The sequence below is a fragment of the Enterobacter sp. 22452 genome (assembly GCF_052045065.1).
In the GTDB taxonomy this organism is placed as follows: domain Bacteria; phylum Pseudomonadota; class Gammaproteobacteria; order Enterobacterales; family Enterobacteriaceae; genus Enterobacter; species Enterobacter mori.
Genome location: NZ_JBQEOB010000006.1, coordinates 175,987 through 198,525, shown reverse-complemented (window position 1 = coordinate 198,525; position 22,539 = coordinate 175,987). Strand labels below are relative to the sequence as shown.

Below are 22,539 nucleotides of genomic sequence, written 5' to 3'. Positions count from 1 at the left end.
CAGGTGACAACGGTTCCGACTAGTTACTGCTGCGCTCGTCCTTGCGCGCACGACCTAATAAGGTCAATGCTGCCTCGCGCGCATTTTTTCCGCAATACAATACCTGATAAATTTCCTCGGTTATTGGCATTTCGACACCGAAACGGTGCGCCAACTCTCGGACTTCCTTGGTATTGCGGTAGCCTTCAACCACCTGACCAATCTTCTCCTGTGCACTTTTTACATCGCTGCCCTGACCGAGCATCATGCCGAAGCGACGGTTACGAGACTGGTTATCGGTACAGGTCAACACCAGGTCACCCAGGCCCGCCATGCCCATAAAGGTGGCGGGATCGGCACCCAGCGCTGCGCCCAGGCGCGACATCTCGGTCAGACCTCGGGTGATCAGCGCAGTACGTGCGTTCGCACCAAAACCGATACCGTCGGACATCCCGGCACCGATGGCAATCACGTTCTTCACCGCGCCGCCCAGCTGTACACCGATGAAATCGGGGTTACTGTAGACACGGAAGCTCTTGCCGCAGTGCAGCAGCTGCTGGAGATCGTCAGAGAAGGCCTGGTCAGTGGATGCCAGTGAAATCGCTGTCGGCAGGCCAGCAGCAAGCTCTTTGGCAAACGTCGGCCCGGAAATCACCGCAAGCGGGATATCATCGCCCAGCGCTTCGCGGGCTACGTCCTGCAGCAGGCGTCCGGTTTCCGCTTCCAGCCCTTTTGTCGCCCAGACAATGCGTGCATCCGGGCGCATCAGCGGCTTGATCTGACGCAGTACTTCGCCAAACACATGGCTCGGCACCACAATCAGAATGTTGCGGCTGGCCGCCAGCGCGGTCGCGAGGTCGCTTTCCAGGTGCAGGGATTCAGGGAACGGAACGTCCGGGAGAAACGCCACGTTGCAGCGGTCACGTTGCAACGTCGCGATATGTTTGGGATCGTGGCCCCACAGGACCACGTCGTGACCATTTCTTGCCAGCGTGATGGCAAGAGCGGTGCCGTAAGAGCCGGCACCGATCACAATCATTGACGCATTAACAGTGCTCATCAGGCATCCTGATGTTGTTCGGCACCTTCGCCAGCCTGCTGCTGCAGATAGTTCATGAACAGCGCATCAAAGTTAACTGGCGCAAGGTTCAGTTGCGGGAATGTACCGCGAGAGACCAGGCTGGTGATGCATTCGCGAGCATACGGGAACAGGATGTTCGGGCAGTATGCACCCAGGCAATGTGCCATCTGGTTGCCTTCGATACCGCCAATGGAGAAGATGCCGCCCTGCTGTACTTCACACAGGAACGCCGTTTCTTCGCCCAGAGATGCGGTTACGGTCACACGCAGTACAACTTCATACACATCATCCGCCAGTTGGGTGGATGCGGTATCAAGATCAAGTTTAACCTCTGGCTGCCAATCTTTCTGGAAAACGTGTGGCGCATTTGGCGCTTCGAAAGAGACATCTTTGGTGTAGATGCGCTGGATCTGGAAAGTCATTTCAGTGTTGTTTTGTTCTGACATGGAAAAACCCTTTTTAATTGTCCTAAAGTCTCTTAGCTCAGCAGCGGATCGAGTCCACCACGGGCGTCGAGCGCATACAAGTCATCACAGCCACCAATGTGCTGCGCATCAATGAAAATCTGCGGAACCGTCGTGCGACCACTGCGTTGGATCATCTCTTCGCGTTTAATCGCGTCACCATCGATTGGCAGTTCCTGGAACGTTACGCCTTTGCTGTTCAGCAGTGCTTTCGCACGGTGGCAGAACGGGCAAGTTGCTTTGGTGTAGATCTCAATATTGGCCATCACTGAACTCCTTATTTACCGCGAACTAAAGGAAGATTTTCCCCGCTCCAGCCGGAAATACCTTCTTTCAGTACCGTTACGTTTTCGAAGCCTGCTTTATGCAGTGCGTTGGCAGATTCCTGCGCCTGCATGCCGGTGCCGTCAACAACGATGATCGGCTGGGCTTTATGTTTTTCCAGCTCACCAATGTTGTTCGCTTTGATTTCAGCGGGCAGCAGGTTAATAGAGCCTGCAATGTGACCTTTGCGGAAATCGTCGCGCTGACGCAAATCGACGACGACAGCGTCTTCTTTGTTGATCAGACGTGTCGCTTCACCGCGGGTGATCACCTTAATTTTAGACGTCAGTCCCTTAAAGGTGGTGAACAGCACAGCGACAAGCAGGCCAATCCACGCGATGCTCAGAACCGGGTGGCGGCTAACGAATTGCATAATTTCTTGCATGGGGGTAACAACTCCCGACTAAGTGATTAAAAAAACCAGGACAGGAGTATACCTGTGCGTTGTGGCAAATACAGCCAGCGACAATAAGCTAATCGATTTTCTGCGGCATGCCACGAAAAAAAAGCCTCAAAATGTCCTGGGAAGTGCCTTGCCCCTACGCATTCTTTGATCTTCTGCGGCTATTTGATCGATTCAGCTGTAGTAAAATTACGCAAATTTTTCGTCTCTTGAGCATGAGGTTGTCGCAATGTCGGTTTCTAAAAAACCTATGGTACTGGTGATTCTGGATGGCTATGGCTACCGTGAAGACAGCCAGGATAACGCTATTTTCAACGCCAAAACGCCAGTTATGGATGCACTGTGGGCGAAACGCCCTCATACCCTGATTGACGCGTCTGGCCTGGAAGTGGGCCTGCCGGACCGCCAGATGGGCAACTCCGAAGTCGGTCACGTTAACCTGGGCGCGGGTCGTATCGTGTATCAGGACCTGACGCGTCTGGACGTTGAAATCAAAGAACGCACCTTCTTCTCCAACCCAACGCTCGCAGGTGCGGTAGATAAAGCCGTTGCCGCAGGTAAAGCCGTGCACATTATGGGCCTGCTCTCTGCAGGCGGCGTGCACAGCCACGAAGATCACATCATGGCGATGGTTGAACTGGCCGCCGAGCGCGGTGCGGAAAAAATCTATCTGCACGCTTTCCTGGACGGCCGCGATACGCCGCCACGCAGCGCAAAAGGCTCTCTGCAAGCCTTCGAAGAGAAATTCGCCGCGCTGGGCAAAGGCCGCGTGGCGTCCATCATTGGTCGTTACTACGCGATGGACCGCGACAACCGCTGGGATCGCGTTGAACAGGCCTATGACCTGATGACCCTGGCAAAAGGTGAATTCCAGTTCGCGACCGCCGTTGAAGCACTGGAAGCCGCTTACGCACGCGATGAAAACGACGAATTCGTGAAAGCATCCGTCATTCGTGCTGAAGGCCAGGCTGATGCCGCCATGGAAGATGGCGACGCGCTGATCTTCATGAACTTCCGTGCTGACCGCGCGCGTGAAATCACCCGTGCGTTCGTCAACAGCGACTTCGACGGTTTCGCCCGCAAGAAAGTGGTGAAACTGGACTTCATCCAGCTGACTGAATACGCCGCAGACATCAAAGCGCCTTGCGCGTATCCGCCAGCATCTCTGGCAAACACCTTCGGCGAGTGGATGGCGAAGAACGACAAAACGCAGCTGCGTATCTCTGAAACTGAAAAATACGCGCACGTGACCTTCTTCTTCAACGGCGGCGTTGAAGAGCCGTTCAAAGGTGAAGATCGCATTCTGATCAACTCGCCGAAAGTCGCTACCTACGATCTGCAGCCAGAGATGAGCTCTGCAGAATTGACTGAAAAACTGGTTGCGGCCATCAAGAGCGGTAAGTACGACACCATCATCTGTAACTACCCGAATGGTGACATGGTGGGCCACACCGGCGTGATGGAAGCAGCGGTTAAAGCAGTTGAAGCGCTGGACAACTGTGTTGAGCAGGTAGCAAAAGCCGTTGAATCTGTGGGTGGCCAGCTGCTGATCACCGCTGACCACGGTAACGCAGAGCAAATGCGCGACCCGGCGACCGGCCAGGCACATACCGCGCACACTAACCTGCCTGTTCCGCTGATTTATGTGGGTGATAAATCACTGAAAGCAGTGGAAGGCGGTAAGCTTTCCGACATCGCACCAACCATGTTGACGCTGATGGGCATGCCGATCCCTGAAGAGATGACTGGTAAGCCGCTGTTCATCGTGGAATAATCGCTCCCCATGAGGGGAAAGGCGATTTTTTCAATCACATGGGTCGTGAAGCCGCTTAGGTTATCAGTCAGACCTCTGTTTTACGCCAGCGCACTCAGCGCTGGCGTATTGCTGTGCGCCGCATCTGCCCACGCGGATGACCGCGACCAGCTGAAATCCATTCAGGCCGATATCGCCGCCAAAGAGCGTGCGGTACGCCAGCAACAGCAACAGCGTTCCTCGCTTCTAGCCCAGCTTAAGCAGCAGGAAGAGGCGATCTCCGCCGCCGCACGCAAACTCCGCGAAACGCAAAACACCCTCGCCCAGTTGAACAAACAGATCGATGAGATGAACGCATCGATAGCCAAACTGGAACGCCAGCGTGATGCCCAGGAGCGCAATCTTGCCGCACAGCTTGATGCCGCGTTTCGTCAGGGTGAACACACCGGCCTCCAGCTGATCCTCAGCGGGGAAGAGAGCCAGCGCGGCCAGCGTCTGCAGGCCTATTTTGGCTACCTGAACCAGGCGCGTCAGGAGACGATCGCGCAGTTGAAGCAGACGCGCGAAGAGGTCACCACTCAGAAAGCCGAGCTGGAAGAGAAGCAGACCCAGCAGCAGACGTTGCTCTACGATCAGCAGGCCCAGCAGGCGAAGCTGGAGCAGGCGCGCAACGAGCGTAAGAAAACCCTGTCCGGCCTTGAGTCTTCCATTCAGGAAGGTCAGAGCCAGCTGAGCGAAATGCGCGCTAACGAATCGAAACTGCGTAACAGCATTGCGCGAGCAGAAGCCGCAGCGAAAGCGCGCGCGGAAAAAGAGGCGCGCGAGGCGCAGGCCGTTCGCAACAAGCAGCAGGAAGCGTCCCGTAAAGGTACAACCTACAAACCAAGCGAAAGCGAACGTTCTCTGATGTCGCGCACCGGCGGTTTAGGCTCGCCTCGCGGCCAGGCTTACTGGCCGGTTCGCGGTTCCATTCTGCATCGCTATGGCGAACAGCTGCAGGGTGAACTACGTTGGAAAGGGATCGTTATCGGTGCATCTGAAGGCAGCGAAGTGAAAGCCATCGCCGATGGCCGCGTGATCCTGGCCGACTGGCTGCAGGGTTACGGGCTGGTCGTGGTGGTCGAACACGGTAAAGGCGACATGAGCCTTTACGGCTACAACCAGAGCGCGCTGGTCAGCGTCGGCACTCAGGTGCGCGCAGGTCAACCCATCGCCCTTGTGGGCAGCAGTGGCGGTCAGGGCCGCCCGTCACTCTATTTCGAAATTCGTCGCCAGGGTCAGGCGGTCAATCCACAGCCGTGGTTGGGAAGATAAGTTTTGCTTCAATTTCGTCGAATGATTCTCTCCGTCGCCAGCGCACTGGCGCTGGCTGCACCGGTATACGCAGGCAAACTCGCTATTGTCATTGATGACTTCGGTTATCGTCCGCACTATGAAAATCAGGTACTGGCGATGCCGTCAGCGATCTCCGTTGCGGTCCTCCCCAATGCGCCTCACGCGCGGGAAATGGCGACCAAGGCCCATAACAGCGGTCATCAGGTCCTGATCCACCTGCCAATGGCACCGCTTAGCAAACAGCCGCTGGAAAAAGACACGCTTCGTCCGGACATGAGCAGCGATGAGATCGACCGCATCATCCGCGACGCCTACAATAAAGTCCCGTATGCCGTCGGCCTGAATAACCACATGGGCAGCGCGATGACGTCCAGCCTGTACGGAATGCTGAAAGTGATGCAGTCGCTGGAACGCTACAACCTCTATTTCCTCGACAGCATGACCATCGGCAACAGCCAGGCGCTGCGAGCCTCTCAGGGAACCGGCGTGAAGGTAATCAAGCGCAAGGTGTTCCTGGATGACACGCAAAATGAAGCGGATATTCGGGTGCAGTTTAATCGTGCTGTACAGCTAGCCCGCCGCAACGGCTCAGCCATTGCCATCGGTCATCCGCATCCTTCAACGGTGCGCGTGCTACAACAGATGCTGCCGACCTTACCTGCTGATATCACGCTGGTGCGACCGAGCGATCTGCTCAATGAACCGCAGGTGGATACGTCTCGTCCTGGCAGCGCACAGCCGCCAGCAACGCAGCCGCGTAATCCGTTCAGCGGCGTAAAAAACTGCAAGCCAAAACGGCCGCTTGAACCGGTGCATGCAACCCGCTTCTTCACAGTAATTAGCGAAAGCGTGAGCCAGAGTACGCTGGTGCAATATTTCCAGCATCAGTGGCAAGGTTGGGGTAAAAAGCCCTTCCCCGCGACAGGTGACTAAGGTAGAAAGATGCCGCAACGACACAAAATCCTGCTCCTCGATACCGGTAAAGAATGGGGAGGAGGCACCAACAGCATGCTCGAACTTCTGAAGCGCATTAATCGCGAGAAGTTTGATATCACCTGTTGTTTTTACTCCGACTACAGCCGGGCCGAAGGGCAAACCATCGGTCAGGTGTTGAATGGCATTGGCATCCCGTTAATTGTCATCCCTCAGCATAAGCAGCCCGCGTGGGCGAAGATTGCAAAAGAACTGGGTCGCAGCCTGCTTTTCTTCTCGCGCAGCGGCCGCAAGGCCGTCACGCGCCATATCGATACGCTCTGGCGTATTCGCCCCAACGTCAGCAAAATCGAGACGATTTTCAGGGAAGGCGGTTTCGATACGCTGTACATGAACAACCAGCCAGGTTCTAACGAAGAGGGTTACCTGGCGGGAGCTAAACTGCGTGCGCGGATCATCCAGCACTGCCGCATTGAACCGGTGCTGACGCCGCCGCTGGTAAAGCTGGTGAATGCCCATGTCACAAAAATCATCGCCGTCTCGCACGGCGTTGAGCGCGTGTTACTTCAGCATGGCGTCCGGCCTGAGCTGTGCACAACGGTCAACAATGCCATCGACATCCACCAGCCTTTACCGGATCGACGCGCCATGCGTCATCGCCTGAACATTGATGACGATACGTTTGTCTTTGGCAGCATTGGATCGTTAATTCCTCGCAAAGCCAACCACCACACGCTGGCGGCGCTGGCACAGTTCAGCCGCAGGGAACCCGACGCAAAATGGAAGATGGTGCTGGTGGGTGAAGGTGCGGAGCGTGCCGCATTAACCGCGCAAGCCAAAGAATTGGGCATTGAGAACAACGTGATTTTCACGGGCTTCCAGAATACGCCTTTTGACTACCTTGCCACGTTTGACGCGTTTATACTCGCCTCAAAAAGCGAAGGGCTGCCTCGCGTAGTGCTGGAAGCGATGCTGCTTAAAATCCCTGTTATTGGCTCTCAGGTGACGGGTACGGCTGAATTGATTGATCATGAGTCAACGGGGCTGCTCTTCCCCTGGAGCGATGTTTCACAGCTTGCTCAGCATCTGAATAATATCTGGGCGAATGCAGACCTGCGGGCTCGACTGGCTGCGGCTGCATACCAGAACGTCTGCCATACCTACGCTATCGAAAACTATGTCAGCGGTGTCGAAGCCGTTCTTGGCGCGCACTAACCAAACGAGAAGAACATGTTTAAATTCCTGAATGCTCGCTACCGCCACATCACCGGGCGACATAACATTCCGTACGATTCCCTTCCGGTCACGCGCGATCTCGTGGCGGTAGATTCCATCGTGATCCCGTGTACGGGCGCAGATTTCGTCGAAGAAGCGTTATTGTCAGCGACGTTTGCAGAACGTTACGCCACTGCCGTCAGCGAGATCGTCATCGTCAGCGATCAGCCTGAATCCGCCTTTGGGGTCCTGCCGCCGAAAACCCGCGTAGTGACGCTGAATCTTCCGGTTCGTGAAGAAGGTTACCGCTATAAGCAGATCTACCTCAGCCGTCTGGTGAAGCTTAACGCCCCGCTGCAGGCGCGCGGTGAAGGCGTATTGATGATCGACTCCGATCTCAACCTGCTCAAGATGCCCGAGATCAACATGGCCGACATGCACATCTACTCCAGCTTCCGTCAGGGCAAAATGATTGCCAAGCTGGACGGCGCGCCAGCGGAGAAAGTGCCGGCGTATTACAAGGAGACGGTGCGTCCGTATCTGGTCGATCACGTTAACGGCGCGTTTCTTGCGGCAACCAAAAAAACCTGGCGCCGCATCTGCCCGCTGTGGCTGACGCTGTTCCAGGATACCTGGGAGCTGATGGACGACACGCAGCCGCCGACCGATCAGCTGCCGCTCGCCGCGCTGCTGGACATGCTGGATTTAAAAACGGTTAACCTGGGCGACTGGATGAACTGGCCGGTCTCCAAGAAGATCGGTGGTCAGGAAGCCGTTGTACCGAAAGAGGTGATTGGCGCGCACGGCGGTTTCCCTCTCTCCGAATGGCAGAAGTATCTTGAATCGCCGGATAACAAACTGCTGTTCAAAGGTCAGGACTACACCCGCAAGGTGCGCTACCTGACGGACGAAGAGAAAAAGAACCAATAAAAAAAGGGGCCTGAGGCCCCTTTTTGATTACTTATCCCAGCTCAGGATCACTTTCCCTGACTGGCCGGAACGCATCGCGTCAAAGCCCTGCTGGAACTCATCGATGGAGAAACGGTGAGTAATAATCGGGGACAGATCCAGACCGGACTGGATCAGCGCCGCCATCTTGTACCAGGTCTCGAACATCTCGCGGCCATAGATACCCTTGATGAACAGCCCCTTGAAGATGACTTTGTTCCAGTCGATGGACATATCTGACGGCGGAATACCCAGCATCGCGATACGGCCACCGTGGTTCATGGTGTCGAGCATAGTGCGGAACGCCGGTGGCGCGCCGGACATCTCCAGACCCACATCAAAGCCTTCGGTCATGCCCAACTCTTCCATCACGTCGGTCAGGCTCTCTTTCGAGACATCCACCGCGCGGGTAACGCCCATCTTACGCGCCAGCGACAGACGGTATTCGTTCACGTCGGTGATCACCACGTTGCGCGCCCCTACGTGCTTCGCTACGGCTGCCGCCATAATGCCGATGGGGCCTGCGCCGGAGACCAGCACGTCTTCACCCACCAGGTCGAAGGAGAGCGCCGTGTGTACCGCGTTGCCGAACGGGTCGAAGATAGAGGCCAGATCGTCAGAGATGTTGTCCGGAATTTTGAACGCGTTAAACGCCGGGATCACCAGGTATTCCGCGAAGCAGCCCGGACGGTTTACGCCCACGCCGACGGTGTTGCGGCACAGGTGCGTACGTCCGCCACGGCAGTTGCGGCAGTGGCCGCAGGTAATGTGGCCTTCGCCAGAAACGCGATCGCCAATTTTGAAGCCTTTCACTTCCTGGCCGATACCGACCACTTCGCCGACGTATTCGTGACCGACAACCATTGGTACCGGAATGGTTTTCTGCGACCATTGGTCCCAGTTGTAGATGTGAACGTCAGTGCCGCAGATGGCTGTTTTACGAATTTTGATCAGCAGATCGTTATGACCGACTTCCGGCTCCGGCACGTCGGTCATCCAAATCCCTTCTTCCGCTTTCAGTTTGGATAACGCTTTCATCACACGTCCTCAGGCAATTACGCCCAGCTGTTTGCCGATGCGGGTAAAGGCTTCCACCGCACGCTCAATTTGTTCAGGCGAATGCGCCGCAGACATCTGGGTGCGGATACGCGCCTGACCTTTTGGCACCACCGGGAAGAAGAACCCGGTGACGTAAATCCCTTCTTTCTGCAGCTCGCGGGCAAACGTCTGCGCAACGACCGCATCGCCCAGCATGACCGGAATGATCGCGTGGTCAGCACCGGCCAGGGTAAACCCTGCGGCGCTCATTTTTTCACGGAACAGACGGGCGTTGGACCACAGGCGGTCGCGCAGCTCAGCGCCGGACTCCACCATCTCCAGCACTTTGATGGAGGCAGAAACAATCGCCGGTGCCAGGGAGTTGGAGAACAGATACGGGCGAGAGCGCTGGCGCAGCCACTCCACCACCTCTTTGCGCGCGGCGGTGTAGCCGCCAGATGCGCCGCCGAGCGCTTTGCCCAGCGTACCGGTGATGATGTCCACGCGGCCCATCACGTCGCAGTATTCGTGGGAACCACGGCCGTTTTCGCCGACAAAGCCGACCGCGTGAGAGTCATCGACCATCACCAGCGCGTCGTACTTGTCTGCCAGGTCGCACACGCCCTTCAGGTTAGCGATCACGCCGTCCATGGAGAACACGCCGTCGGTGGCGATCAGCACGTGGCGAGCACCCGCTTCACGGGCCTCTTTCAGACGCGCTTCCAGCTCAACCATGTCGTTGTTGGCGTAGCGGAAACGCTTCGCTTTACACAGGCGTACGCCGTCGATGATGGAGGCGTGGTTCAGGGCGTCGGAGATAATCGCATCTTCTGCGCCAAGCAGGGTCTCAAACAGACCGCCGTTGGCGTCGAAGCAGGAGGAGTACAGAATCGCGTCTTCCATTCCGAGGAAGCTCGCCAGCTTTTGCTCAAGCTGCTTGTGGCTGTCCTGCGTACCGCAGATAAAGCGTACGGAGGCCATGCCGAAACCGTGGGTGTCCATGCCGTTTTTTGCAGCGGCAATCAGCTCAGGGTGATTCGCAAGACCCAGGTAGTTGTTCGCACAAAAGTTGATCACATGGCTGCCGTCGGCAACGGTGATGTCCGCCTGCTGAGCAGACGTGATAATACGCTCTTCCTTGAACAACCCTTCCGCACGTGCGGTGTCGAGGTCGCTGTTTAACTGTTTGTAAAAATCACCACGCATTGCAATTCTCCAGACTCGGCAAATTTCGGCACATATTACCCAAACCTATAGTTCATGACGAGATGACGCAGTATCTCTTCTCGTTTTTGCAGCATAAATCACGTGTAACCCTGCTGCATATCGGTGAATGGCTGAAGGGTCGCCATACTAATGATATGATATGAATATTAGCGTCCGGGATTGTCCCCGGGCTCCACACTTCAAAGGTTACAGTTATGATCATCGTTACCGGCGGCGCGGGCTTTATCGGCAGCAATATTGTTAAGGCCCTCAATGACAAAGGCATCACCGACATCCTGGTGGTGGACAACCTGAAAGACGGCACCAAGTTCGTTAACCTGGTGGATCTGAACATCGCTGACTACATGGATAAAGAAGACTTCCTTATCCAGATTATGGCGGGTGAAGAGTTCGGCGAGATCGAAGCCATCTTCCACGAAGGTGCGTGTTCTTCCACCACCGAGTGGGACGGCAAGTACATGATGGACAACAACTATCAGTACTCCAAAGAGATCCTGCACTACTGCCTGGAGCGTGAAATTCCGTTCCTGTATGCCTCTTCCGCGGCAACCTACGGCGGCCGTACCTCTGACTTCATCGAATCGCGCGAGTACGAGCAGCCGCTGAACGTCTACGGTTACTCTAAGTTCCTGTTCGACGAATACGTACGTCAGGTTCTGCCAGAAGCGAACTCGCAGATCGTCGGCTTCCGCTACTTCAACGTTTACGGGCCGCGCGAAGGCCACAAAGGCAGCATGGCAAGCGTGGCGTTCCACCTGAACACCCAGTTGAATAACGGCGAAAGTCCAAAACTGTTTGAAGGCAGCGACGGCTTCAAGCGTGACTTCGTCTACGTAGGCGACGTTGCAGCCGTAAACCTGTGGTTCTGGGAAAACGGCGTGTCCGGTATCTTCAACCTGGGCACCGGCCGCGCGGAATCCTTCCAGGCGGTGGCAGACGCGACGCTGGCGTACCACAAGAAAGGCAGCATTGAGTACATTCCGTTCCCGGATAAGCTGAAAGGCCGTTATCAGGCGTTCACGCAGGCGGATCTGACCAACCTGCGCGCCGCAGGCTACGACAAGCCGTTCAAGACCGTTGCCGAAGGCGTAACGGAATATATGGCCTGGCTGAACCGCGACGCATAAGTATGAAGATTCTGGTGATCGGCCCGTCATGGGTGGGCGACATGATGATGTCGCAAAGTCTCTATCGCACGCTCAAGGCGCGTTATCCCCAGGCGATAATCGACGTGATGGCACCCGCATGGTGCCGTCCGCTGTTGTCGCGTATGCCGGAAGTGAATGAAGCCATCCCGATGCCGCTCGGCCACGGGGCGCTGGAAATCGGCGAGCGCCGCAAGCTTGGCCACAGCCTTCGAGAGAAGCGCTATGACCGCGCGTACGTGTTGCCAAACTCCTTTAAGTCCGCCCTCGTGCCTTTCTTTGCGGGCATTCCACACCGTACCGGCTGGCGCGGTGAAATGCGCTATGGCCTGCTGAACGACGCGCGGGTGCTGGATAAAGAGGCCTGGCCGCTGATGGTGGAGCGCTACGTGGCGCTGGCCTACGACAAAGGGGTGATGCGCAGCGCGAAAGACCTGCCGCAGCCGCTGCTCTGGCCACAGCTTCAGGTTAACGACGGAGAGAAATCCCACACCTGCAATGCGTTTGGACTTTCATCCGAACGCCCGATGATTGGTTTCTGCCCCGGTGCAGAGTTCGGTCCGGCGAAACGCTGGCCGCACTATCACTACGCCGAACTGGCGAAACAGCTGATCGACGAAGGCTACCAGATTGTGCTGTTTGGCTCGGCGAAAGATCACGAGGCGGGTAACGAAATTCTCGCCACCCTGAGCAACGAGCAGCAGGCCTGGTGCCGCAATCTGGCTGGCGAAACGCAGCTTGAGCAGGCGGTTATTTTGATCGCCGCCTGTAAGGCCGTGGTCAGCAACGACTCTGGCCTGATGCACGTGGCCGCCGCACTGGACCGCCCGCTGGTGGCGCTGTATGGCCCAAGCAGCCCGGACTTCACGCCACCGCTGTCGCATAAAGCACGCGTCATTCGACTCATCACCGGCTACCACAAGGTGCGTAAAGGTGATGCTGCTGAAGGTTATCATCAGAGCCTGATCGACATTACGCCAGAGCGCGTCCTTGAGGAACTCAACGCCCTGCTGTTGAGCGAAGAAGGATAACGAATGCGGGTATTGATCGTTAAAACGTCTTCAATGGGTGATGTTCTGCATACGCTACCGTCGCTGACGGATGCGATGCGGGCCATTCCCGGCATTCGTTTCGACTGGGTGGTGGAAGAAGGCTTCGCGCAGATCCCCACCTGGCATGAAGCGGTTGATCGCGTGATCCCGGTGGCGATTCGCCGCTGGCGCAAAGCGTGGTTCTCTGCCCCCATTAAAGCCGAGCGCAAAGCCTTTCGCGATGCGGTGCAGGCTCAGCGTTACGATGCCATCATCGATGCGCAGGGACTGGTCAAAAGCGCCGCGCTGGTGACACGTCTGGCGCACGGCGTAAAGCACGGTATGGACTGGCAAACCGCCCGCGAACCGCTGGCAAGCCTGTTCTATAACCGTCGCCACCACATTGCAAAACAGCAGCACGCCGTCGAACGCACCCGGGAGCTGTTCGCGAAAAGCCTCGGCTATGCGAAACCCGACACTCAGGGCGATTACGCCATTGCGCAGCATTTTTTGCGTAATACAGACCCCGACACTCAGCCTTATCTTGTCTTCCTGCATGCCACAACGCGCGACGATAAGCACTGGCCGGAAACGCACTGGCGAAGGCTGATTGAACTAATGCAACCTTGCGGTATCCATATTAAACTCCCGTGGGGCGCTGAACATGAACGACAGCGTGCGGAGCGTCTGGCCGCAGGATTTTCGCATGTTGAGGTTTTGCCTAAACTCACGCTGGCACAGGTTGCTGCGCAGTTAGCGGGAGCGAATGCTGTCGTTTCCGTTGATACGGGATTAAGCCATTTAACCGCTGCGCTGGATCGTCCAAATCTGACGATTTTTGGCCCGACCGATCCGGGTTTGATTGGGGGTTACGGTAAAAACCAGCATCAGATGGTCAGCCCGACTCAGCAAACAAAGGATATTAGCGCAGATGCGATTTTTTCATTTTTACAGGGCAGCCACTGGCTTTCCAACAGGGATATTTAACCCATGAGTTATGTATTTCTGCTGATTTTACTCTTTCCGGTGAAGCTCATCCGGAAGCTGTTTCGCAAGGACACAGGTAAAAACCTTGTCATTCAAACAGCCAAAATCGGTGACTTTGTTAATGCTACGCCCCTCCTGGCGTACCTGCAAAAAAGCGATGTGCTTATCAGTCGCAGCGTGGGTGCGCTGGCGAAGCATGATGACACTATCGAGCAGATTTATTTTATCGAGCAGCATAAGCGCAATCTGTGGCGTAAGCTCTGCTTTGCCTGCAGGATCATGAACCGCTATGACAACGTGTATCTCCTGCAACCCAACAGCGTGAACCTCTTTTTCGCCTCCGTCTGTAATGCAAAAAACAAACAATTTTTAAGCACTTATACGCGCAGATGGTATCACGGCATTTTCTATACCACGGCTGACGGTACCGTTGAGCATGGTAAACAAACGTTGTCGGTCACCAACTATCTGAAGCTGGCGGACCGCTCGCTTACGTGGCAAGACTCCCCAAAGCACGCAACAAAGCCACTTTTTAAGCCGCAGACTTGGCCGGAAAGCCTTGATAAACCTGGCGTTATCCGCATCGGCATCAGTATCGCCGCCGGGAATAAAGCGAAAACCGTTCCGCCTATTATCTGGAAGCGAATAGTTGAGCATCTCGCTGACCTGCCCTGCGAGTTTTATGTATTTGGTGCGCCCAATGAGCAGCCGTGGATGGATGATATCACCCGTGCTTATGGTGAAATGCCCAATTTCACCAACCTCATCGGGCAAATTTCCCTTGAAGAGCTTCCCTGGGCGATTTCAAAGATGGATTGCTATATCGCATCGGATTCGGGGAACGTTTATATTGCCGACGCGGTAGGTGTGCCGGTGGTGTTGCTGTTTGGACCATGCTGTCACCATGAACAGCGTCCGCTTGGCAATGTATTGTTGATTGGTAATGACGACAACATTTGTTCTTATGTGTTTGAAACACGTTATTATTTTTCACAAGAACGCGAAGCATTATTCGCGGTAACAGAAGACGCGCTACGCGAGCTTAAACATTTTATCTGCGAGTTACCTAACGTTAACGCAACCACCTATGCTATTGATGCTCAAGGAAACTAATTTCTATGGCTTTTCTTAGCGTCATTATTGCCGCGCATAACGCCGAAGATACGCTTCATGCTACGTTAGAAAGCCTGCACGCCGCGATTGATAATGCCGGCGATGCTGTTGAAGTCATTATCTTTAATGACAGTTCTGATGATGCCACCCAGGATATTATTGAAAAATGGTTGCCTGCGTTCCCACACGCGCAATCCCGGTACGTTGAGTACCGTAACGTCGGTCATGTTCGAAACAGTGCAGTGTCTCTGGCATCAGGCGATTACATCACGATGCTGGATAGTGATGATCAACTCAAGCCTTGCAGCGTCAGGGACGCAGTGGCTTTTTTGAAAGCACAGCGTCCAGATATGCTACTGACACGCTTGCTGGAAACTCGTGATATCAGGAAAATCACCGCATTCTGGCAGGGCTTTACGCCCGTCTCTTTTTCACAGAATGAGGCGATAAAGCGTTTCTTGCAGCATAAAGAGTTTCAGGCACATCTCATCGGTCAATTTATTCATCGGACGTTGTACAAGAGCAACCCTATTCCCTCGATGGTCTGTTACGAAGACTTTGCGGTATTTCCTGCCATGCTCATGCAGGCAGAAAAAATCTGCTATCAACGCCAGGGCCATTACTATTACATCAAACGTAGCGAAAGTTTGTCGAGTCGTCTCGACGCCAGTAAAATCACGACACTTGTTGAATGTACATTAATGATGGAAAAAACGTTTCCGCAAGCGTTTAAAAATCTGATTAATTGTCACTGGTTTGATATCTACAGTAACCATCGGCAACACCTTACCGAACAACAGCTCACATTCGTTAAATCACGGGTAAATGCGCTTTATTCGCTGTCATTTTTCTTATCCAGTGATGTTCGTTTTAGCTATAAAAAAAGGGTTATTGAGGCATTATGGAAAAAGTAAAATTGCGTCTTTATCAACTGACGCTAATTCTGAGCCTTATCTCGCTTGCATTGGCCTTGATCAGTTCGGGTAAGCAGCGAGAGTTTTTCTATATCGCGATTTATGCCAGCATTATCGGCTTAGCGCTCGAATATAAAAAAATCTCACTGCGCCCCTTTTCAATAGCACTTCCCATTTTGTTGATTGGGTTACTTAATTTTGCCTGGTACATGGTTTATGAATACCATAGTGAAGGTTTGAACGCTTACAGCGATTATCTCGGTTCAAGTAAGAAGCTGATTTTAGCCAGCTTCCTTATTTTCTATCTTGACCGGTTTAAGTCTTACGTTGATAAGGCCTCCTTCCAGAAGTATTTCTTCTATGCCTCCGGCGCGGGGTTTGTCCTCGCCACGGGTTATGGCTTATGGCAGGCATCGCAGGGAATGGGACGTGTTGAGATGGCCATTAATCGTGCGACCGTATCAGCTTACGTATACTCTGTGTTATCTCTCGCTTTTATATACAGTCTTTATCTGCAGAAAAACGTTAAGCTGTACGTGGCTGCGGGTCTCACCATCTTAATTTCTTACTTCGTCATTCTTCTGACGGGGACGCGTGCCGCAATGGGCCTCTATTTGCTTTTGGCCATTGTGCTCACGCTTTACCACTTCAGACGAATTCATCTTAAATCGACGCTGATCTTTTTATGTGTTGTGGCGGGGATTGTCATCGTTAGCTACAAGCCATTGATTTCTCCCAAGATAACGCAAACGCAAATCGAAATAGAAAAGTATGAGAAAGGGTATGACAAAACCTCACTCGGCGCGCGTTTCTCTATGTGGACGGTGGGTATTCAGAACGGGCTCGCGCATCCATTGGGGCAGTCAGTTGAAGATCGCCAGGTATGGACGCAGCGTTATATAAAAGAGGGACATCCGCATCTCATTACTGCACTAAAATATATCAATGTTCATCTGCACAATGAATTTATTGAAAAATATTCGCTGCAGGGTATCCCTGGGCTGGTGATATTATTCTTTTTCTTTGCGTCGATGATCGCTTACGCGCTTAAAAATAACAATGGCCTGTTGCTAACGACCATGCTCCTGCTTTTACTGTATGGCCTGACCGACGTTATATTATTGAGTTCTGAAGCCTTGATCTTCTTTGTTACCCTGTTTGCGTTGAGTACACCCTTTTCGCAAACCAGACAACGCTGATGATAATGCCCGCTACGCGGGCATTAATTTTTTTTGTACTGATAAAACTCCGCCAGCGTCATCCCTACGGTTTTATCTGACAACCACGTAAACAGCGCTTCCAGATCGCGATACAAGCCCTCAATCGCCGCATCATCCTTAAACGTGGGGCTCCCGCCGGGCATAAACTCAGATGAATGAAGCATAAACTCCACGTAATCATTCCCCTGCGATAAGCACTGTTGCGCGACCTGAATCATCTGCTCGGCGTTCCCACCAGACGGTCGTAGCCAGTTCACGGACGGTGAGCGATATTTACCGCGAAGACGATCGTAGCCCTGCTTAACGGTATTCAACCAGGCCGGGTGTTTATACTGAATACTCATCGGGACTTCGAGTAGCGGGCTATTACCCGCCCGGGAAATATCATCCGTGTCCATGAAGTAGGCATGGTCAGGGAAATGCTGATAATTCGTTCCGCCACTTCCCTGCGGAGCACCTTTCGCATTGCGCCAGTTCACGCGCGGCGTAACGGAACAATCAACCTGATAGCCCAGTTCAATAAGCAATTTGGCATAGCGGCTATCAAAGGCCCAGCGCCCGGCACGATGGCTCAGCATTTTGGTCTGGAAGGTCTCTTCCAGCAGGCGGGTCATGAAGAGCACTTTTTCGCGCATCATCTCGTCTGAAAACTCAATCAGATACGGCTGCCAGCGCCAGTCATCACCCGTGAGATCGTGCTCCGGCGGGCTATTCCAGGCATGCAGGTGCATACCCACTTCCCCCTGACCGCGAGCAATAACGTCCCTTGCGAATTCAATGAAAACGGGCTCGATTGCCATCTCATAGTTTGTCAGCCAGACGGGCTTAAAACCAAAACGTTCGCAAAGCGCCTGAAAGCGCGCCAGGTAGCGTGCGTTTTCCGTTTTAATCACCCGATGGTTTTGCCAGAGATTATCGCCTTCGGTATCGATCGTGATGATAAACGCTGGTTTTTTCATAATGAGTCCATGAGACAAAGTAGTTAGCGCTATGTTACGCACGCCTCAAAGCAGGAGTAAACCCTTCCAGGGAAATTCCTGACATTGTGGAGAAAGAGTGCAAGTCGCTACCAGGTCTATTAGAATTGCCAACAGTACAACGCCGATAAGATGATGATGAATAACTTACCTGACACGCCTGATTTGCGCATTTTACTGATCAAACTTCGCCATCATGGTGACATGTTACTCACCACCCCCGTCATCGATTCGTTACGCCAAAAATGGCCTGAGGCGCAAATCGACGTGCTTCTCTATGAAGAGACACGCGATATGCTCGCCGCGCATCCCGCGATCGGCACAATTTATGGTATCGATCGCAAATGGAAGCAGCTGGGCACGCTGAAGCATCTCCAGAAAGAGTGGCAGCTGCTTAGCACATTGAGAAGACAGCATTATCACCTGGTGATTAACCTTGCCGATCAGTGGCGCAGCGCCATCGTCACGCGCTTCACCGGTGCCCCAGTTCGCCTCGGGTTTGCCTTTAATAAGCGCAAGAGTGCATTCTGGCGTTTTTGTCATAGCAATTTGGTCTCTGTCGCGAATCACCCGTCCCTGCACACCGTTGAGCAAAATCTTTCCATCCTGTCAGCGCTGCCGGTTGACCCAAACCCCGCCGTCACCATGGCTTACCGCCCGGATGACTGGCAACACGCACACCACCTCTTGACGCAAAAAGGTGTCGGAGAGCGATACATCGTGATTCAACCCACGTCGCGCTGGTTCTTCAAATGCTGGGATGAAGGAAAAATGGCGCAAACCATCACCGCCCTGCAGCAGGAAGACCACACCATCGTTCTAACGGCTGGCCCGGATAAAAAAGAGATGGCAATGATCGATCGCATTCTCGCTGCCTCACCGAAAACGGGTGTCGTCTCGCTGGCAGGTCAATTGACGCTGCGTCAACTGGCATCCCTTATCGATCATGCGCGTCTGTTTATCGGCGTGGATTCCGTGCCGATGCATATGGCCGCGGCGCTTCAGACACCCTGCGTGGCGTTGTTTGGCCCCTCAAAGCTGACGTTCTGGTCTCCGTGGCAGGTCAACGGGGAGGTTATCTGGGCCGGTGACTACGGCCCGCTCCCCAATCCGGACGCCATTGATACCAACACCAAAGAACGCTATCTCGACGCCATTCCCGTGGATGCTGTCGTCTCCGCTGCAAAGAGATACCTGTAATGAAACACCATCGCCTGGCGATTGTTCGCCAAAAATATCGCCCTGATGGCGGAGCGGAACGTTTCGTCTCCCGCGCGCTGACCGCGTTAAGCAATCAAAATCTTGAGCTCAACGTTATCACCCGCGAATGGCAGGGAGAAAAGCAGGACGACTGGCATATCCACATTTGTGACCCGCGCAAGTGGGGACGCATCAGCCGCGAACGCGGTTTTGCGCATGCCGCCCGCGCACTGTGGCAGCAGCAGCAATTTGATATTGTACAAAGCCACGAGCGCATCCCGGGCTGCGACATTTACCGCGCAGGCGATGGCGTTCATCGCCGCTGGTTGCTGCAGCGTGCGCGGATTCTGCCCGCCTGGCGCGCACAAATGCTCATGCACGATCGCTACCACCGTTACGTGATGAATGCCGAACGTGAAATGTACCAGGCTCCTGAGTTAAAAGCCGTTATCTGTAATGCGGAGATGATCAAACGCGAAATCGTCGAAGACTTTGATATTGACGCAAAAAAGATACATGTGATTTATAATTCAATTGATTCCAGCCGCTTCGTTCCGGCCGAGGAAGCACAGCGTGCCGCGCTGCGTCAGCAGTTTGGTTTACCAACCCACGCCGTTGTGTTTTGCTTTGTAGGCTCAGGATTTGAACGAAAGGGGTTAGCCAGCGCCATACGCGCTATCGCGGGAACAGCGGCGTGGCTGATTGTGGTTGGGCAGGATAAAGCGGAAAATCGTTATCGTGAACTCGCCCGTTCACTCGGCTGTGAAGGGCAAATCCGTTTCCTGGGGATGCAAAAAGAGACGTTGCCGTTTTACCAGCTATCCGATGGTTTACTGCTGCCAACGCTGTATGATCCCTTTCCTAACGTTATTCTTGAAGCGATGGCCTGCGGTTTACCTGTCATTACTTCAGAGAGTTGCGGCGGAGCCGAATTTATTGAGCAAGGCAACAACGGATTTTACTGTGACGCACTTGATATCAACACATTGAAGGAGGCAGTAGCTGCCATTCCTTCTCTGGAAAAGAATAACAATATGGGGCTAGCGGCACGTGAACGTGTAAAAGAGGCCACCCCCAAAAAACTATCAAGTCAGCTTATTTCGCTTTATCAAAAATTACTGGATTAAAAATGCGCATCCTAATGATTATTGATGGTTTACCCGGTGGAGGAGCTGAAAAAACAGTTCTTACACTTTCCAGCGGATTGATCGAAATGGGACATCAGGTCTCCCTGTTCTCCCTGCGGAAAGTGTGCGACTACGCCATCCCGGAAGGCATCGATTTTCAGGTTATTCAGGATACGTGTAAAAAGCCGTGGCGGAAGCTGACGGAGATCCCGCGCCGCGCCCGGCTGCTGGATAATGCGATTAAGCAGGCTGAACGCAGTGGAAAATTTGATGTGGTGTTCTCCCACCTGCATAAAACTGACCGCATCGTGGCGCACTGCCGCGCACTGGAACGCGATAAAGTCTGGTTCTGCGTACATGGCATGTTCTCGTTCTCCTATCTGCGCCATCGCAGCGGTCTTTCGCGCTGGTTTAAACATTATAAGATTCGTCATACCTACGAAAACCGCAATGTTGTGGCCGTCTCAGCCGCCGTGTTGAAAGACCTCTCGGAAACGCTGGCAATCGATCTTCGTCGCCAGGCAGTTATCCATAACCCTTTCGATATTCCAGAAATCCAGCGTCTGGCGGACGAACCCTATGAGATGCAGGGACAGGATTACCTCATTCACGTCGGCCGCTTCCACGAGCACAAACGTCACGATCGTCTCTTACGCGCCTTTGCGCTGAGCCAGATAGAGACAACACTGGTTATGATGGGAAATGGCGCCGACGCTAAAATTCAAAAACTAAAACAGCTGGCTACCGAGCTGGGCATTGAAAACAAAATAGTTTTCCGTCCATTCCAGCCCAATCCTTATCCATGGATCAAAGGCGCACGCCTCTTAGTGTTAAGCTCTGACTGTGAAGGTTTTGGTAATGTATTGGTCGAATCCATTATCTGTCAGACACCGCCCGTCAGTACAAACTGTCCGGGTGGACCCGCTGAAATCCTCACAGGCGACTTAGCGCGCGGGCTGACAGCATTAAATGATGAGTCACTGGCAAAAACGCTGGCAGATATCTATGCCTCTCCGCCAGTCGTTGATCGCGCAACGATCGCATCGTTCGGTATCAATGCTATCTGCCAGCAATATATTGCTTTGGTCGACAATCCATAATAATCAGGTTTCTTATGCAAAATTCAGCGCCATTATTAAGCGTGGTGGTTGCCGTTTATAACGGTGAAGCGTTCCTGGATCAGTTCTTTACCTGCCTTGTCAATCAACGCATCGACAGTATGGAAGTCATCATCGTTAATGACGGCTCCACTGACCGCTCGATGGAGATCGTCGAAAACTGGCGAGAAAAGCTGCCGCAGCTGCAGGTCATTGAGCAGCAAAACCAGGGTGTGTCCATCGCGCGGAATAGCGGTCTGGCCATCGCGACGGGTCAATATCTTTCCTTCCCGGATATTGATGATGTCTTTAAACCTGGCATGTATCAGCATCTGCTGGATATGGCCGTTACGCAGGATCTGGACGTCGCCACCTGTAACGGGAACTACGTCTGGGAAAATAATAAAAAACCCTCGCGCCCGATTTTCCCTGAGGACAAACTGGCCTCGACAGGCGTGATGACTGGCGCGGCATGGTTAAAGATGGCGCTGGATTCTCGTAAGTTCCTCCACGTCACCTGGTTGAATATCTATCGCCACGACTTTATCCGTAAACACAGTTTCCATTTCGAACCCGGCCTGCGCCATCAGGATATCCCGTGGACGACTGAAGTGCTGCTCGCGGCAGAGCGGGTTCAGTACACCAGTGAACGTTATTATGACTACTACATTCACTCCGCATCGGTGTCCCATATGCCGGACAATGACGACACGCTCATTCGTTCGGCGCGCCACTACATGAAAATCCTGCAGATGCTTGATGCCATCAATCAGCGCTACCCGGATAAAGTGAAAGGTATCCCGGCCTGCCACTGGCAAATCGCCAAAGAGGGACTGGGGATTATTCACACCTTCGACAACATGAAGGATGAGAAGAAGAAATCCATGATTATTAAAGAATTCTTCGAAACGGGCATCTGGAAACTCATCTGGAAAAGTGCAAAAAGTCCGCGTTTGCGCTGGCGACTGGGGCGCCGTTACTTCCGCTTAAAGCGGTATCTGGCATAAGAGATAGCTTTACCTGGCTTA

General features: G+C 53.7%; 22 protein-coding genes. 15 read left to right on the top strand and 7 right to left on the bottom strand.

What is annotated here, in order from left to right:
* Window positions 1–19: 19 nt before the first annotated feature.
* The 4 genes from gpsA to ACTJJA_RS18170 are packed head-to-tail and all read right to left on the bottom strand — an operon-like array spanning window position 20 to window position 2,233.
* The gene (gene gpsA / locus ACTJJA_RS18185) at window positions 20–1,039 is read right to left on the bottom strand and encodes an NAD(P)H-dependent glycerol-3-phosphate dehydrogenase (RefSeq protein ID WP_440668871.1); all 1,020 of its coding nucleotides are present in this window, start codon (window positions 1,037–1,039) and stop codon (window positions 20–22) included.
* A complete protein-coding gene (gene secB / locus ACTJJA_RS18180) occupies window positions 1,039–1,506 on the bottom strand; it encodes a protein-export chaperone SecB (protein ID WP_003860835.1) in 468 nt (155 codons plus the stop codon). The genes gpsA and secB overlap by 1 nt, the downstream gene beginning before the upstream one ends.
* Before the next feature lie 32 nt (window positions 1,507–1,538).
* Entirely contained in the window at window positions 1,539–1,790 is a 252-nt protein-coding gene (gene grxC, locus ACTJJA_RS18175; protein WP_010426371.1) for a glutaredoxin 3, read from the bottom strand.
* Window positions 1,791–1,801: 11 nt separating this feature from the next.
* Window positions 1,802–2,233, bottom strand: coding sequence for a rhodanese-like domain-containing protein (locus tag ACTJJA_RS18170; protein WP_010426372.1), 432 nt, complete (start codon window positions 2,231–2,233; stop codon window positions 1,802–1,804).
* Between the two features lie 247 nt (window positions 2,234–2,480).
* Between ACTJJA_RS18170 and gpmM the strand changes: the two genes are divergently transcribed.
* Genes gpmM through ACTJJA_RS18145 form a run of 5 tightly spaced genes read left to right on the top strand, consistent with a single transcriptional unit; the run spans window position 2,481 to window position 8,417 of the window.
* Entirely contained in the window at window positions 2,481–4,025 is a 1,545-nt protein-coding gene (gpmM, locus tag ACTJJA_RS18165; protein WP_421511341.1) for a 2,3-bisphosphoglycerate-independent phosphoglycerate mutase, read from the top strand.
* 33 nt (window positions 4,026–4,058) lie between these two features.
* On the top strand, window positions 4,059–5,318 hold the full coding sequence (gene envC / locus ACTJJA_RS18160) for a murein hydrolase activator EnvC (RefSeq protein WP_029484911.1): 1,260 nt from the start codon (window positions 4,059–4,061) through the stop codon (window positions 5,316–5,318).
* A 3-nt stretch (window positions 5,319–5,321) separates the two neighbouring features.
* A complete protein-coding gene (locus ACTJJA_RS18155; protein ID WP_089598268.1) occupies window positions 5,322–6,272 on the top strand; it encodes a divergent polysaccharide deacetylase family protein in 951 nt (316 codons plus the stop codon).
* 9 nt (window positions 6,273–6,281) lie between these two features.
* Window positions 6,282–7,487 (top strand): glycosyltransferase, encoded by a 1,206-nt coding sequence (locus tag ACTJJA_RS18150; protein ID WP_440668870.1) that lies wholly within the window; start codon window positions 6,282–6,284, stop codon window positions 7,485–7,487.
* 15 nt (window positions 7,488–7,502) lie between these two features.
* Window positions 7,503–8,417 (top strand): hypothetical protein, encoded by a 915-nt coding sequence (locus ACTJJA_RS18145; protein ID WP_440668869.1) that lies wholly within the window; start codon window positions 7,503–7,505, stop codon window positions 8,415–8,417.
* 27 nt (window positions 8,418–8,444) lie between these two features.
* Here the strand turns inward: ACTJJA_RS18145 and tdh are convergent, their stop codons facing one another.
* Together tdh and kbl are read right to left on the bottom strand one after the other, a co-directional pair.
* Window positions 8,445–9,473: an L-threonine 3-dehydrogenase gene (gene tdh / locus ACTJJA_RS18140; RefSeq protein ID WP_042717745.1), complete on the bottom strand. Its 1,029-nt coding sequence runs from the start codon at window positions 9,471–9,473 to the stop codon at window positions 8,445–8,447.
* A 9-nt stretch (window positions 9,474–9,482) separates the two neighbouring features.
* Window positions 9,483–10,679, bottom strand: coding sequence for a glycine C-acetyltransferase (gene kbl, locus ACTJJA_RS18135; protein ID WP_416719797.1), 1,197 nt, complete (start codon window positions 10,677–10,679; stop codon window positions 9,483–9,485).
* A 215-nt stretch (window positions 10,680–10,894) separates the two neighbouring features.
* Between kbl and rfaD the strand changes: the two genes are divergently transcribed.
* From rfaD to ACTJJA_RS18105, 6 genes are read left to right on the top strand one after another with little or no spacing between them, the layout of a single operon-like run.
* The gene (rfaD, locus tag ACTJJA_RS18130) at window positions 10,895–11,827 is read left to right on the top strand and encodes an ADP-glyceromanno-heptose 6-epimerase (RefSeq protein WP_008502707.1); all 933 of its coding nucleotides are present in this window, start codon (window positions 10,895–10,897) and stop codon (window positions 11,825–11,827) included.
* Window positions 11,828–11,829: 2 nt separating this feature from the next.
* Entirely contained in the window at window positions 11,830–12,876 is a 1,047-nt protein-coding gene (gene rfaF, locus ACTJJA_RS18125) for an ADP-heptose--LPS heptosyltransferase RfaF (protein ID WP_108417300.1), read from the top strand.
* Between the two features lie 3 nt (window positions 12,877–12,879).
* A complete protein-coding gene (gene rfaC / locus ACTJJA_RS18120; RefSeq protein WP_440668868.1) occupies window positions 12,880–13,863 on the top strand; it encodes a lipopolysaccharide heptosyltransferase RfaC in 984 nt (327 codons plus the stop codon).
* A 3-nt stretch (window positions 13,864–13,866) separates the two neighbouring features.
* Complete coding sequence (locus ACTJJA_RS18115) at window positions 13,867–14,976, top strand: glycosyltransferase family 9 protein (RefSeq protein WP_440668867.1); 1,110 nt, start codon at window positions 13,867–13,869, stop codon at window positions 14,974–14,976.
* Window positions 14,977–14,981: 5 nt separating this feature from the next.
* Entirely contained in the window at window positions 14,982–15,890 is a 909-nt protein-coding gene (locus ACTJJA_RS18110; RefSeq protein WP_440668866.1) for a glycosyltransferase family 2 protein, read from the top strand.
* Window positions 15,878–17,089, top strand: coding sequence for an O-antigen ligase family protein (locus ACTJJA_RS18105; RefSeq protein WP_440668865.1), 1,212 nt, complete (start codon window positions 15,878–15,880; stop codon window positions 17,087–17,089). Before ACTJJA_RS18110 ends, ACTJJA_RS18105 begins: the two co-directional genes overlap by 13 nt.
* Before the next feature lie 23 nt (window positions 17,090–17,112).
* Here the strand turns inward: ACTJJA_RS18105 and ACTJJA_RS18100 are convergent, their stop codons facing one another.
* The gene (locus ACTJJA_RS18100; protein ID WP_440668864.1) at window positions 17,113–18,069 is read right to left on the bottom strand and encodes a polysaccharide deacetylase family protein; all 957 of its coding nucleotides are present in this window, start codon (window positions 18,067–18,069) and stop codon (window positions 17,113–17,115) included.
* Window positions 18,070–18,219: 150 nt separating this feature from the next.
* Here ACTJJA_RS18100 and rfaQ point away from each other — a divergent pair, with 150 nt between their 5' ends.
* From rfaQ to ACTJJA_RS18080, 4 genes are read left to right on the top strand one after another with little or no spacing between them, the layout of a single operon-like run.
* Window positions 18,220–19,287 carry a putative lipopolysaccharide heptosyltransferase III gene (rfaQ, locus tag ACTJJA_RS18095; protein WP_440668863.1) on the top strand — a complete coding sequence of 356 codons (1,068 nt, stop codon included), beginning with the start codon at window positions 18,220–18,222 and terminating at the stop codon, window positions 19,285–19,287.
* Entirely contained in the window at window positions 19,287–20,414 is a 1,128-nt protein-coding gene (locus ACTJJA_RS18090; RefSeq protein ID WP_440668862.1) for a glycosyltransferase family 4 protein, read from the top strand. The genes rfaQ and ACTJJA_RS18090 overlap by 1 nt, the downstream gene beginning before the upstream one ends.
* A 2-nt stretch (window positions 20,415–20,416) precedes the next feature.
* A complete protein-coding gene (locus tag ACTJJA_RS18085) occupies window positions 20,417–21,514 on the top strand; it encodes a glycosyltransferase (RefSeq protein ID WP_029484913.1) in 1,098 nt (365 codons plus the stop codon).
* A 14-nt stretch (window positions 21,515–21,528) separates the two neighbouring features.
* Window positions 21,529–22,518, top strand: coding sequence for a glycosyltransferase (locus ACTJJA_RS18080; protein ID WP_108417291.1), 990 nt, complete (start codon window positions 21,529–21,531; stop codon window positions 22,516–22,518).
* Window positions 22,519–22,539: the final 21 nt, after the last annotated feature.

Coding starts and splice junctions, on each gene's coding strand:
- gpsA (WP_440668871.1), bottom strand. CDS start 1,039: ATGAGCACTGTTAATGCGTCAATGATTGTGATCGGTGCCGGCTCTTAC.
- secB (WP_003860835.1), bottom strand. CDS start 1,506: ATGTCAGAACAAAACAACACTGAAATGACTTTCCAGATCCAGCGCATC.
- grxC (WP_010426371.1), bottom strand. CDS start 1,790: ATGGCCAATATTGAGATCTACACCAAAGCAACTTGCCCGTTCTGCCAC.
- ACTJJA_RS18170 (WP_010426372.1), bottom strand. CDS start 2,233: ATGCAAGAAATTATGCAATTCGTTAGCCGCCACCCGGTTCTGAGCATC.
- gpmM (WP_421511341.1), top strand. CDS start 2,481: ATGTCGGTTTCTAAAAAACCTATGGTACTGGTGATTCTGGATGGCTAT.
- ACTJJA_RS18150 (WP_440668870.1), top strand. CDS start 6,282: ATGCCGCAACGACACAAAATCCTGCTCCTCGATACCGGTAAAGAATGG.
- ACTJJA_RS18145 (WP_440668869.1), top strand. CDS start 7,503: ATGTTTAAATTCCTGAATGCTCGCTACCGCCACATCACCGGGCGACAT.
- tdh (WP_042717745.1), bottom strand. CDS start 9,473: ATGAAAGCGTTATCCAAACTGAAAGCGGAAGAAGGGATTTGGATGACC.
- kbl (WP_416719797.1), bottom strand. CDS start 10,679: ATGCGTGGTGATTTTTACAAACAGTTAAACAGCGACCTCGACACCGCA.
- rfaD (WP_008502707.1), top strand. CDS start 10,895: ATGATCATCGTTACCGGCGGCGCGGGCTTTATCGGCAGCAATATTGTT.
- rfaF (WP_108417300.1), top strand. CDS start 11,830: ATGAAGATTCTGGTGATCGGCCCGTCATGGGTGGGCGACATGATGATG.
- rfaC (WP_440668868.1), top strand. CDS start 12,880: ATGCGGGTATTGATCGTTAAAACGTCTTCAATGGGTGATGTTCTGCAT.
- ACTJJA_RS18115 (WP_440668867.1), top strand. CDS start 13,867: ATGAGTTATGTATTTCTGCTGATTTTACTCTTTCCGGTGAAGCTCATC.
- ACTJJA_RS18110 (WP_440668866.1), top strand. CDS start 14,982: ATGGCTTTTCTTAGCGTCATTATTGCCGCGCATAACGCCGAAGATACG.
- ACTJJA_RS18105 (WP_440668865.1), top strand. CDS start 15,878: ATGGAAAAAGTAAAATTGCGTCTTTATCAACTGACGCTAATTCTGAGC.
- ACTJJA_RS18100 (WP_440668864.1), bottom strand. CDS start 18,069: ATGAAAAAACCAGCGTTTATCATCACGATCGATACCGAAGGCGATAAT.
- rfaQ (WP_440668863.1), top strand. CDS start 18,220: ATGATGATGAATAACTTACCTGACACGCCTGATTTGCGCATTTTACTG.
- ACTJJA_RS18090 (WP_440668862.1), top strand. CDS start 19,287: ATGAAACACCATCGCCTGGCGATTGTTCGCCAAAAATATCGCCCTGAT.
- ACTJJA_RS18085 (WP_029484913.1), top strand. CDS start 20,417: ATGCGCATCCTAATGATTATTGATGGTTTACCCGGTGGAGGAGCTGAA.
- ACTJJA_RS18080 (WP_108417291.1), top strand. CDS start 21,529: ATGCAAAATTCAGCGCCATTATTAAGCGTGGTGGTTGCCGTTTATAAC.